This window comes from Mycolicibacterium fluoranthenivorans, from assembly GCF_011758805.1.
Lineage (GTDB): Bacteria > Actinomycetota > Actinomycetes > Mycobacteriales > Mycobacteriaceae > Mycobacterium > Mycobacterium fluoranthenivorans.
In genome coordinates this window covers 3,076,765-3,088,716 of the sequence record NZ_JAANOW010000001.1, presented here as the reverse complement: position 1 = coordinate 3,088,716, position 11,952 = coordinate 3,076,765, and the positions used below count along the sequence as shown (strand labels likewise).

Sequence of the window (11,952 nt, the reverse complement as noted above, 5' to 3'; positions counted from 1 at the left end):
GGGTCACGCCTGGCTGGTGAGGTAGCCGCCGCGGCGGAAGAACTTGTCCCCGCTGTGCTCGGTACCGTCCGAGGAACGCACCCGGGTGATGACCAGGCCGCGGTTCCCCCCGAGGTAGGCCTCGGGTCCGGCGACCACCGCGCCGCCGTCCTCCTGGACGATCACCCGGCCCGGGGTGCCGCCGTAGCGGACCTCGGAGAGCTTCGCTTCCAGGACCTCGATGCGCTCGCCGCGATAGAACGTATAGGCCGGCGGATAGGGCTCCGACAGCGCCCGGACCAGCCGCTCCAGGACCTCGGCCGGCCAGTTCCAATCGAGCAGGCTGTCCCGCTCGGAACGCTTGTGGAAGTACGTCCGCTCCGCCTTGTTCTGCGGGCGCCATTGCGGGGTACCGGATTGCAGCGCGTCCAGCGCTTCTTTGAGGGCACCCGGGATGAGCGCGATCCCGCGTTCCACCAGTTCGGTTCCGGTGTCCTTCGGCCCGATCGGCAAGGCGTGCTGCACCAGGATGTCGCCGGTGTCCAGATTCTCGTCCATCCGGTGGATGGTCAGCCCGATCTGCGATTCACCGCTGATCAGCGACCACAGCACCGGTGAGAATCCGGTGCCCTTGGGCAGCAGCGAATCGTGCAGGTTCAGCGTGCCGTGGGGCGGGAGTTCGTACAGTTCCGGCGGCATCCAGGTGTACCAGCTGTTGACCACGATGACGTCGGGTTCGGCCTGCGTGACCAGCGCGATGGTCTCGTGGTCCACCCGCTCGGTGAGGTGGACGGGGATGCCCAAGCTCTGCGCCAGTTCCTCGACCGAGTCGGAGAAGATGCCCTTGTAGGAGTCGTCGCTGGCCGGGTGGGTGACCGCGAGCGCGACCTCGTGTCCCAGATCGACCAACGCTTGAAGTGTCTTCACTCCCCAGGTCTGGAATCCGAAGGACACGATGCGCATGACAAAACCTCACTCAAGATAATTTTCGCGGCGGCTGATTTGCTGGGAAACAGCAATGAGCCAGTCGAATGTATCTATGGAGGCGCGATTTGTGGGGGCTACGTTTGCGAGATCTGCAGCCACCGGCCGTAAGTGTTGTTACGGGGCCTGTGTGGGGGTGACCGACACGGGAATCGGCGGGTACACCCCGGCGTACTCCACCGGCGGCCACGCCCCCAGGTCGTCGCGCGGGGTCGACAACGCGAACAGGGTGTAGACCAGTGCCCCCACCGCCGCCGGCAACAGGATGGTCGCGGCGATCTGCAGCGGACCATGGCCGAAGAACACGGCGGGCGCCTCGGTCACGTAGTGGATCCGGTGCTCCGGGGTCACCGGCGCCGCGGCGATATCGATCACGCCGTAACGCCAGCGCACCAGCACCGCGCCGACCCCGGCGGCCACACCGGCCGCGAGGGCCGCGCCGCCGGTGAGCGCCGCCAGCAGCACCGGCCCGCGGTGCGCGCGCCACTGCCAGACCAGCACCGACGCCACCACGGTGAGCACGGTCAGGATGCCGACGAACAGGAACTCGCCCAGGAAGAAGTTGTCGGATTCGTTGCCCAGATACGCCGTCACCCGGTTGCCGCTCTTGGTCAGCGCCACCACGCCGCCGATCGGGGGTGCCAGCCACGCCCACAGGGCACCGGCCGGTACCCCGGCCAGTGCGATACCCGCGCCGACCCGGATCGCGGCGGCAGCGCGCGAAATCTTGGGCGCATCACCAGTCATCGGCGGGTGTCCAGGTCCTTGGAGTCGACCTGCCCGTGCCGCGAACACTTCGCCCACCACCCGTCGGGGCGCACCTGCACGATCATCCTGCGCCCGCATTCGGCGCAGAACCGCGGCGGCTCCAGCCCGAGCTGCGCCGTCGTCGGGCTGACACTGCCCGCCGGACCGCCGGTGTAGACGTTGAAATTGCCGGCACCCACGGGCGCGGGCAGGGCGGGCGAATCGCTGATCATCACCACCCGTTCTACAGGGTGGCGTTGAGGGCTTTGATCGGCATCTGCAGATCTTCGAGCAATTCGAGATCGGATTCGGCCGGGCGGCCCAGCGTGGTGAGATAGTTGCCGACGATCACGGCGTTGATACCGCCGAGGATGCCCTGCTTGGCGCCCAGGTCACCGAGGGTGATCTCGCGGCCACCGGCGAACCGCAGCATGGTGCGCGGCAGCGCCAGCCGGAACGCGGCGACGGCCCGCAACGCGTCGGCCGCCGGCAGCACCTCCAGATCGCCGAACGGGGTGCCGGGTCGCGGGTTCAGGAAGTTCAACGGCACTTCGTGCGGGTTGAGCTCGGCCAGGTTGGCGGCGAACTCGGCGCGCTGCTCCAACGTCTCGCCCATACCGAGGATGCCGCCGCAGCACACCTCCATGCCGGCCTCGCGCACCATCTCCAGCGTGCCCCAGCGCTCTTCCCAGGAGTGGGTGGTGACGACATTGGGGAAGTACGACTGCGCAGTCTCCAGGTTGTGGTTGTACCGATGCACACCCATGTCCTTGAGACGATCCACCTGCTCCTGGGTCAACATGCCCAGCGAGCAGGCGATCTGGATGTCGACCTCGTTACGGATGGCTTCGATACCCGCGGCCACCTGGGCCAGCAGACGCTCGTCCGGGCCGCGCACCGCGGCCACGATGCAGAACTCGGTGGCGCCGGTCTTGGCGGTCTGCTTGGCCGCCTCCACCAGGCTCGGGATGTCCAGCCACGCGCTGCGCACCGGCGAGGCGAAAAGGCCCGACTGTGAACAGAAGTGACAGTCCTCGGGGCAACCGCCGGTCTTGAGGCTGATGATGCCCTCGACCTCGACCTCGGGTCCGCACCACTTCATGCGCACCTCGTGCGCAAGCGCCAGAAGCTCGTCGAGCTGATCGTCGGGCAGCTGGAGCACCTGCAGCGTCTGGTCCTGATCGAGGCCCACGCCGCGTTCGAGTACCTGCTCGCGTGCCTGAACCAGAATGTCGCTCACCGAATTGCCTCCATCAGCCTCTTGAACACCGTTCAGGTTAGAGTAACGGCGTGCAGCTGCACAAACGTGACGTAATCGATGCCGCGACGGCGATCCTGGACAACTTCGGGATGGCCGACCTCACCATGCGCAGGCTCGCGCGCGAGCTCGCCGTCAGCCCGGGCGCGCTGTACTGGCACTTCGCCAACAAGCAGGAGTTGCTCGGGGCGGTTGCCGACCGCATTCTGCAACCCGCCCTGGAGCCGCACGTCCCACCCGGCTGGCGCGACCAGATCGCCGACGGCTGCCACCGGCTGCGGGATGCCCTGCTGTCGCACACCGACGGCGCCGAGTTGGTGTCGGCCAGCTTCGCTGCGGGCCAATCCGCGGCGATGACCGAGATCGTCACCCGGCTCGCAGCGGCGGCCGCGGATGCCGGAGTCGCGGGCTCGGACGCAGAACTGGCCGCCCGCACCGTCGTCTACTACGTCCTCGGCTTCACCGCCGACGAACAGTCCCGGCTGCAGTGGGATGCCGCGGGGGCCACGTTGCCCGACGGCCAGTCCGTACTCACCGCCGAACCGTCACGCCGCTTCGCCTTCGGTCTCACCGTGCTGATCGAAGGCCTTGCCGCGCATGGCGATTCAGAGCTATTGGCTACCGCTCGCGACGACCTCACGCAACGCCGCCTCGGCTGAGCTCTCCCCCGTCACCGACACCGAGCCGCCGCGCGTCCACGCCCACAGCGCCAGATCCTGCGCGGGCGCGGTCACCGTCACCTCGGGCTGTCCCGCCGAAGCCCGCACCGCGCGTGGCTGGTTCGTCCCCGCCGGCACGCCTACCTGGGGCGTATCGCGGCGTTGAACGCGATCGTGTCGGGACGGCTCACCGAGCCGCAGCCCTAGCCGTCAGCCGATCGGGTACTCACTCCTGGCGTCCCCGTCCCAGCGTCTGAGACGCACCAATGCCCCGTCGACATCCGCGCCCGCCGCCGGCATCGCGCGGTCCAGTTGCGCGGCGTCGACGCGCCTGGCCAGCGTGACATGTGGCGTCCAATGACCCGGCGCCGCGTGTGCGAACGCACCGGAAGGCATGTACGGCAGGCAGATCCGGTAGATATCGGCATGCAGCTCGAGCAGCTCCACGCACGGCACGACCAGCCGCGCCAGGGTGAACGGTCCACGCCCGAACAGCACCGGGGCACCGATCCGGCAGGACAGCGGCAGCGCCGCTGCCGCTGTCGACAACTCGGAGTCGACGTCTCCGGTGATCCCGGCCGACACCGTCATCGTCACATGCGGGCGGTTACTCGCCCCGCGATGCCCGGCCTGGCTGCGGATCCCGTTCTCGGCCAGGGCCTCCCAGATACCGCGGATCGCAGCGTCGGTCTCGGGATCCAGCAGCAACTCGACCGAATGGGCCATCGCTAGACCAGACTCGCAAGCCAGTCCGCATCGAACGCCGCCGCGCTGATCTTCTCGAAATCGCCGGCGGTGGCGGCCCCCGCGGGTAGCTCGGCGCGCACCGGCGCGAGAGCCGCCAGCGCTTCCCGATTCCCCGATTCGGCGACGCCGGGGTCGTGCGGCCACGAGCCGATCACCAGGCCCGCACACGGAACATCATGAGCGGCAAGCGATTCCAGGGTGAGTGCGGTGTGGTTGAGGGTGCCCAGACCCGGCGCGACGACAAGCAGCACCGGGGCGCCCAGATCGACGGCCAACTCGCGTAGCGTCACACCGTCGGCGCCGAGGTCGACTAACAACCCACCCGCGCCCTCGACGAGGGTGAGCCGCCCGGGCCGATCCGCGGCCCGCACCGACGCCACCAGCTGGGCCCGGGTCGGCAAGTCCATACCCGCCCGGCGCGCCGCGGCGACCGGGGCCAGCGGCTCGGGATAACGCCACCCGCCGTGCAACTGCGTGACCCCGGACAGCCGGCGCACCTCGCCGAGGTCATCGTCCCCCTCGATCGTGCCGGTCTGTACCGGCTTGCACACCGCGACGTCGATGACGGCCAGCCGGGCGGCTGCCGCGAGTGCGGCGGTGGTCACCGTCTTGCCGACACCGGTATCGGTGCCGGTCACCAGCAGCACGCTCACCGGGTTCTCATCGAGCCGAAGCCAGGACCTCGGTGAGCACGGCGCGCGCGAGGTCCATCTCGTCATCGGTGAGCGAGGCCCGGGCGGTCAGCCGCAGCCGGGACGTGCCCGCGGGCACCGACGGGGGGCGGAAACAGCCCACCCGTACGCCGCGGTCCAGGCAGGCCGCCGCAGCCGCCACCGCCACGTCGGGTTCGCCGAGGATGACCGACACCACCGCGGAGGTGGGCTCCTCGGGCACCTCGCAGATCCGGGTGAGTTCGGCGGCGCGGCGCAGCACCGTGGCGGCGCGATACGGCTCGGCGATGAGCACCCGCAGGGCGGCCAGCGCCGCGCCCACCGCTGCCGGCGCCAGCCCGGTATCGAAGATGAACGGACGAGCCGCGTCGATCAGGTGCCCGCGCACCGCCTCCGGTCCGAGGACCACCCCGCCCTGCGCACCGAGAGCCTTGGACAGCGTCGTCGTCATGACCACATCGGGGGCACCGGCCAGGCCCGTCTCGTACAGCAGACCCTGTCCGCCGGTACCGCGCACACCGATGCCGTGCGCCTCGTCGACCAGCAGCAACGCGCCATGCCTGCGGCAGACGTCATGCAGTTCACGGAGCGGGGCCAGCGCGCCGTCGGTGGAGAACACCGACTCGGTGACCACCACGGCGCGGTCCTCCGCGCGGTCGGCGAGGGCCCGCTCCACGGCGGCGACATCGCAGTGCGGGGCGACCGTCACCCGGGCCCGCGACAGCCGGCAGGCGTCCACGAGCGAGGCGTGGGACAGCGCATCGGAGACGATCAGCGACCCGGGGCCGGACAGCGCCACCAGCGCGCCGAGGTTGGCGGTGTAGCCGGACGAGAACACCAGCGCCGATTCCGCGCCGGTGAACCGGGCCAGCTCCGCCTCGAACTCCTCGTGCAGTTCGGTGTTGCCGGTGACCAGACGCGATCCGCCCGCACCGGCACCCCAGGTGCGCAGGGCCTCGACCCCACCGTCGAGGACGGCGGGGTGCTGCGACAGCCCGAGGTAGTCGTTGGAGGCCAGGTCCAGTTCGGCGCCGACCGGCTGTCGCACCCGCAACACCCGCCGCAGACCGGCCTCGCGGCGCTGCTGTTCCACGTCGGCCAACCAGGCCAGCGGTGAGAGTCCGGTGCGTGTCACGGGCGGTATCCCTTCAAGACTTGAACACCGTCGGCGAGGCCGACAATTGAAACACCGTCGGCGAGGCCGACAATTGAACACCGTTCAGGTTAATGCATGCGCGACGGCCACCATCGCCGAACCGATCTGGGCGACCTCGGCGGGCGTGCAGATGAACGGTGGCATGGCGTAGACGAGCCGGCCGAACGGACGCAGCCACACCCCATGGCGTAGCGCCGTCTCGGTCGCCACCGCCATGTCGACGGGGTCGACCATCTCGATGACGCCGATCGCACCGAGCACCCGGACATCGGCGACCCCGGCCAGCTCCCGTGCCGGCTCCAGACCGCTGCGCAATCCGGTCTCGATCTCCGCCACCCGGGCCTGCCAGTCACCGCCCAGCAGCAGCTCGACCGAGGCCACCGAGACCGCACAGGCCAGGGCGTTGGCCATGAACGTCGGACCGTGCATCAACGCGCCCGGTTCACCGGAGCTGATGGTCCGCGCCAGCGCCGATGTGCACAGGGTGGCGGCCAGTGTGACGTATCCCCCGGTCAGCGCTTTACCGACACACATGATGTCGGGTGTGACGCCGACGTGGTCGGCGGCGAACAAGGCGCCGGTCCGCCCGAAACCGGTGGCGATCTCATCGAAGATCAGCAGCACACCGTGCCGATCGCACGCCGCACGCAAGTCGGTCAGGTACCGCGGGTCGTGAAAGCGCATGCCGCCGGCGCCCTGCACCACCGGCTCGACGATCACCGCCGCCAGTTCATCGGCGTGTTCGGCCAGTTGCGCCTCGAAGGCGGCGCTGTAGGCGACGTCGTATTCGGTGGGCACCCGCGGGGCGAAGACCTGCGGTGTGAGCACATCGGTCCACAGGTCGTGCATGCCGCCCTCCGGGTCGCACACGCTCATGGGTGTGAAGGTGTCGCCGTGATAGCCGCCCCGCCACGTCATCAGCCGGTGTTTGGCGGGCCGGCCCAGACTGCGCCAGTACTGCAGCGCCATCTTGGCGGCCACCTCCACCGCGACCGACCCGGAATCGCTGAAGAACACCGTCTCCAGCCCGGCCGGGGTGATGTCGACCAGCAGCTGAGCCAGCCGGGCCGCGGGCTCGTGGGTCAACCCGCCGAACATCACGTGGTTCATCGTGGCCAGCTGGTCCGTGATGGCCGCATCGAGCACCGGGTGGCCGTGCCCGTGCACCGCCGTCCACCAGGAACTCATCGCGTCCAGCGCCTGGACGGGCTTCCCGTCGTGTACCAGCGTCAGCCAGGCGCCCTTGGCGGCCAGGGCGACCACCGGTGCCGGCGCCCCGGCGCCGATGGTGCTGTAGGGGTGCCACACATGTGCGGTATCGATTGCGCTGATCTCGGACGGTGTCAACGCGGGCATGAGATCCGACACTATCGCTTTGCTCAGCGACTGTGACTCGGCGCCCGCGACCTGAGCTCTGCAGGGTTCTTAGGTAGATTAAGTCACCGACCATGAAGACCCCCGCCATCCACCGGCCTGATTCCGTTTCCCATGTCGGTTCCACATCCGGTGCTCCCAAACGCGCCGAAATGGGCACCCGCACATCGGGTTTCTATCGGCACGACCTGGACGGGCTGCGTGGGGTCGCCATCGCCCTGGTCGCCGTGTTCCATGTCTGGTTCGGCCGTGTTTCCGGTGGTGTCGACGTTTTCCTGGCTCTGTCGGGGTTCTTCTTCGGCGGCCGCCTGCTGCGTACCGCCCTGCGCCCGGGTGCCTCGTTGCGGCCGGCGCCCGAAGTCATCCGACTGGTGCGGCGACTGCTCCCGGCCCTGGTCGTGGTGCTCGCGGCGGCCGCAGTGCTCACCATCCTGGTGCAGCCCGAGACGCGCTGGGAGACGTTTGCCGACCAGAGCCTGGCGAGCCTGGGCTACTACCAGAACTGGGAGCTGGCCGACTCGGCGTCGAACTACCTTCGGGCCGGCGAGGCCGTCAGCCCGCTGCAGCACATCTGGTCGATGTCGGTCCAGGGCCAGTTCTACCTCACGTTCCTGGTGCTGGTTTTCGGGTTCGCGTATCTGTTCCGCAACCGCATGGGCCGGCACCTGAGAACGGCGTTCATCGTGCTCATCGGGGCACTCACCATCGCGTCGTTCGTGTACGCGATCATCGCGCACAACGCCGATCAGGCCACGGCGTACTACAACAGCTTCGCCCGCGGTTGGGAGATGACCGCAGGTGTGCTGGCCGGCGCGCTGGTGCCGCGGGTGCGCTGGCCGATGTGGCTGCGCACCGCGATCGCCACCCTCGCGCTGGCCGCGATCGTGGGCTGCGGCGCTCTCATCGACGGGGTGCGCGAGTTCCCCGGTCCGTGGGCGCTGGTCCCCGTCGGCGCCACCGTGCTGTTCATCCTCTCGGCGGCCAACCGCGGCGACGCACCGCTGCCCGCACCCAACCGGCTGCTGTCCACCAAGCCCTTCGTCTCGCTGGGCTCGATGGCGTACGCGCTGTATCTGTGGCATTGGCCACTGTTGATCTTCTGGCTGGCCTACAGCGGAGGGTCACATGCCGGTCTGCTCGACGGGTCCGTCGTGCTGCTGATCTCCGGCGTGCTGGCCTGGCTGACGACGCGGTATGTGGAGACACCCCTGCGCTACCGCGCTCCCGCGGCGCGCACGGCCCCGGTGATCGCCCTGTCCTGGCGGACCCGGCTGCGCCGGCCGACCATCGCGCTGGGCTCGGTGGTGACCCTGCTCGGGGTAACGCTGACGGCGACGTCGTTCACCTGGCGCGAGCACGTCACCGTGCAGCGGGCCAACGGTAAGGAGCTTTCCGGGCTCTCGTCGCGCGACTATCCCGGCGCGCGGGCGCTGATCAACAACGCCAAAGTGCCCAAGTTGCCGATGCGCCCCACCGTGCTGGAAGCCAAGAACGACCTGCCCGAAACCACCGATGACGGCTGTATCAGCGATTTCGACAGTGTCGACATTCTCAACTGCACCTACGGCGACAAGGATGCGTCGCGGACCATCGCCCTGGCGGGGGGCTCACATGCCGAACATTGGATCACCGCGCTCGATCTGCTCGGCCGGATCCACCACTTCAAGATCGTCACCTATCTCAAGATGGGTTGCCCGTTGACCACAGAGGAGCATCCTCTTGTCATGGGCGACAACCGGGCGTACCCGAACTGCCGGGAGTGGAACGAGAAGGTGATGCCCAAGCTGCTCGCCGACCATCCCGACTATGTGTTCACCACCTCGACGCGACCGTGGAACATCAAGGACGGTGACGTGATGCCGGGCTTTTATATCGGCATCTGGAAGGCCTTCGCCGACGCCGGGATCAACGTGCTCGCGATGCGCGACACACCGTGGCTGGTGCGTGACGGAAAGCCCTATTTCGCCGCGGATTGCCTCGCCGACGGCGGCGATTCCATCTCGTGCGGCATGAAGCGCTCTGAGGTACTGTCCGACCACAACCCGACCCTCGATTTCGTCCAGGAGTTTCCGAACCTCAAACCACTCGACATGAGTGACGCGGTGTGCCGACCAGACATCTGCCGAGTTGTGGAGGGAAATGTGTTGATGTACCACGACTCTCACCACATATCGACGACCTATATGCGCACCATGACCAACGAGCTGGGGCGTCAGATGGCCGCCGCGACCGGTTGGTGGTGACATGGTCAACGCAGTGTGGCCGGGAACCGCCTACCCCCTCGGAGCAACGTACGACGGTGCGGGCACCAACTTCTCGCTGTTCTCCGAAGTCGCCGAGAAGGTGGAACTCTGCCTGATCGCCAAGGACGGCAGCGAGGAACGCATCACGCTCGACGAGGTCGACGGATACGTGTGGCACGCGTATCTGCCCACCGTCACCCCGGGCCAGCGATACGGATTCCGGGTGCACGGGCCGTGGGACCCGGCGTCCGGGCACCGCTGCGATCCGAGCAAGCTGCTGCTCGACCCCTACGGCAAGTCATTTCACGGCGACTTCGATTTCAGCCAGGCGTTGTTCTCCTATGACCTGGACGCCGAGGACCCGGAGATCCCCGGGCACCCGCCGGGAGTCGACTCGCTGGGCCACACCATGACCAGCGTGGTGATCAACCCGTTCTTCAACTGGGGATCCGACCGCGCACCCCACACGCCCTACCACGAGACCGTCATCTACGAGGCCCACGTGAAGGGCATGACCGAGTTGCATCCGGGCATCCCCGAGGAGCAGCGCGGCACCTACGCCGGCCTGGCCCACCCGGTGATCATCGACCACCTCAAATCGCTGAACGTCACCGCCATCGAGCTCATGCCCGTGCACCAGTTCCTGCACGATCACCGGCTGCTCGACCTCGGACTGCGAAACTACTGGGGTTACAACACTTTCGGTTTCCTGGCGCCGCACTACCAGTACGCCGCCAACCAACACGCCGGCGGCGCCGTGGCCGAGTTCAAGGCGATGGTGCGGTCATTCCACGACGCCGGCATCGAGGTCATCCTCGATGTCGTCTACAACCACACCGCCGAAGGCAACCACCTCGGTCCGACCATCAATTTCCGCGGTATCGACAACGCGGCGTACTACCGCCTGCTCGACGGACAGCCGCAGTTCTACAAGGATTTCACGGGTACCGGGAACAGCCTCAACGCCCGGCACCCGCACACCCTGCAGCTCATCATGGATTCCCTGCGGTACTGGGTGCTGGACATGCACGTGGACGGCTTCCGGTTCGATCTGGCGTCCACGCTGGCCCGCGAGTTCTACGACGTCGACCGATTGAGCGCGTTCTTCGACCTGGTCCAGCAGGACCCGGTGATCAGTCAGGTCAAGCTGATCGCCGAACCATGGGATATCGGCGAGGGCGGCTACCAGGTCGGGAACTTCCCAGGTTTGTGGACCGAGTGGAACGGGAAATACCGGGACACTGTGCGCGATTACTGGCGGGGCGAGCCCGCAACCCTCGGTGAGTTCGCCTCTCGGCTGACCGGTTCCTCGGATCTCTACGAGGCGACCGGCCGCCGCCCGAGTGCGAGTATCAACTTCGTCACGTGTCATGACGGCTTCACGCTGAACGACCTGGTGTCCTACAACGAGAAGCACAACGACGCCAACGGCGAGGACAACCGCGACGGCGAGAGCCACAACCGGTCGTGGAACTGCGGTGTGGAAGGTCCCACCGACGACCCCGAGATCCTCGACCTGCGGCACCGGCAGATGCGCAACATCCTGGGCACCCTGATGTTGTCCCAGGGCACGCCGATGATCAGTCACGGCGATGAGATCGGCCGCACCCAGGGCGGTAACAACAACGCGTACTGCCAGGACTCCGAGATCGCCTGGATCGACTGGTCGATGTGTGAGACCAACGCCGACCTGCTCAACTTCACCCGCAAGGTGGTCGCACTGCGTAAGAACCACCCGGTGTTCCGCCGGCGCCGATTCTTCGACGGGACGCCGATCCGCACCGCCGAGCAGGAGCGCGATATCGCCTGGCTGACGCCGGCCGGTACCGAGATGACGCCGGAGGACTGGGGTTCGGGCTTCGGCAAGAGCATCGCGGTGTTCCTCAACGGCGACGCCATCCCCGAACCGAACTCCCGCGGCGAACGCGTCACCGACGACTCATTCCTGTTGTGCTTCAACGCCCACGACGAGGAGCTCGACTTCGTGCTGCCCGCCGAGGGATATGCCGAACAGTGGACCACCGCGCTGGACACCGCCGATCCCGGCGGTCACAACGATCTCGTCGCGGCGGCGGGTGAGAAGATCTCGCTCCGGCCGCGGTCCCTACTGGTACTGCAGAAGACGAGCTGAGCG

The 11,952-nt window shown here is 67.9% G+C and carries 11 protein-coding genes; 3 read left to right on the top strand and 8 right to left on the bottom strand.

The annotated features are described in order from the left end of the window. Window positions 1–3: 3 nt before the first annotated feature. The 4 genes from FHU31_RS14895 to bioB form a co-directional block, all read right to left on the bottom strand. Window positions 4–942: a methionyl-tRNA formyltransferase gene (locus FHU31_RS14895; RefSeq protein ID WP_167159443.1), complete on the bottom strand. Its 939-nt coding sequence runs from the start codon at window positions 940–942 to the stop codon at window positions 4–6. Between the two features lie 138 nt (window positions 943–1,080). Beyond that, a complete protein-coding gene (locus FHU31_RS14890; protein WP_167159441.1) occupies window positions 1,081–1,710 on the bottom strand; it encodes a DUF2567 domain-containing protein in 630 nt (209 codons plus the stop codon). Further along, window positions 1,707–1,943, bottom strand: a complete 237-nt coding sequence (gene bsaP, locus FHU31_RS14885) for a biotin synthase auxiliary protein BsaP (protein ID WP_167159439.1) — start codon at window positions 1,941–1,943, stop codon at window positions 1,707–1,709. The genes FHU31_RS14890 and bsaP overlap by 4 nt, the downstream gene beginning before the upstream one ends. Window positions 1,944–1,954: 11 nt before the next feature. Further along, window positions 1,955–2,950, bottom strand: a complete 996-nt coding sequence (gene bioB, locus FHU31_RS14880; RefSeq protein ID WP_090357888.1) for a biotin synthase BioB — start codon at window positions 2,948–2,950, stop codon at window positions 1,955–1,957. A gap of 50 nt (window positions 2,951–3,000) precedes the next feature. On the opposite strand from bioB, the gene FHU31_RS14875 reads away from it, so the two are divergent. Beyond that, window positions 3,001–3,627 (top strand): TetR family transcriptional regulator, encoded by a 627-nt coding sequence (locus tag FHU31_RS14875; protein WP_167159437.1) that lies wholly within the window; start codon window positions 3,001–3,003, stop codon window positions 3,625–3,627. Between the two features lie 210 nt (window positions 3,628–3,837). Here the strand turns inward: FHU31_RS14875 and FHU31_RS14870 are convergent, their stop codons facing one another. From FHU31_RS14870 to FHU31_RS14855, 4 genes are all read right to left on the bottom strand, one after another. Continuing rightward, window positions 3,838–4,353: a 2'-5' RNA ligase family protein gene (locus FHU31_RS14870; RefSeq protein ID WP_167159435.1), complete on the bottom strand. Its 516-nt coding sequence runs from the start codon at window positions 4,351–4,353 to the stop codon at window positions 3,838–3,840. A 2-nt stretch (window positions 4,354–4,355) separates the two neighbouring features. Beyond that, the gene (gene bioD / locus FHU31_RS14865) at window positions 4,356–5,027 is read right to left on the bottom strand and encodes a dethiobiotin synthase (RefSeq protein ID WP_167159433.1); all 672 of its coding nucleotides are present in this window, start codon (window positions 5,025–5,027) and stop codon (window positions 4,356–4,358) included. A 7-nt stretch (window positions 5,028–5,034) separates the two neighbouring features. Continuing rightward, on the bottom strand, window positions 5,035–6,180 hold the full coding sequence (locus tag FHU31_RS14860; RefSeq protein ID WP_167159431.1) for an 8-amino-7-oxononanoate synthase: 1,146 nt from the start codon (window positions 6,178–6,180) through the stop codon (window positions 5,035–5,037). An 84-nt stretch (window positions 6,181–6,264) separates the two neighbouring features. Further along, a complete protein-coding gene (locus FHU31_RS14855) occupies window positions 6,265–7,557 on the bottom strand; it encodes an adenosylmethionine--8-amino-7-oxononanoate transaminase (protein ID WP_167159429.1) in 1,293 nt (430 codons plus the stop codon). Window positions 7,558–7,649: 92 nt separating this feature from the next. Here FHU31_RS14855 and FHU31_RS14850 point away from each other — a divergent pair, with 92 nt between their 5' ends. Both FHU31_RS14850 and glgX read left to right on the top strand, forming a co-directional pair. Beyond that, window positions 7,650–9,818, top strand: coding sequence for an acetyltransferase SucT (locus FHU31_RS14850; RefSeq protein WP_167159427.1), 2,169 nt, complete (start codon window positions 7,650–7,652; stop codon window positions 9,816–9,818). A 1-nt stretch (window position 9,819) separates the two neighbouring features. After that, window positions 9,820–11,949 (top strand): glycogen debranching protein GlgX, encoded by a 2,130-nt coding sequence (gene glgX, locus FHU31_RS14845; RefSeq protein ID WP_167159425.1) that lies wholly within the window; start codon window positions 9,820–9,822, stop codon window positions 11,947–11,949. Window positions 11,950–11,952 lie beyond the last annotated feature (3 nt).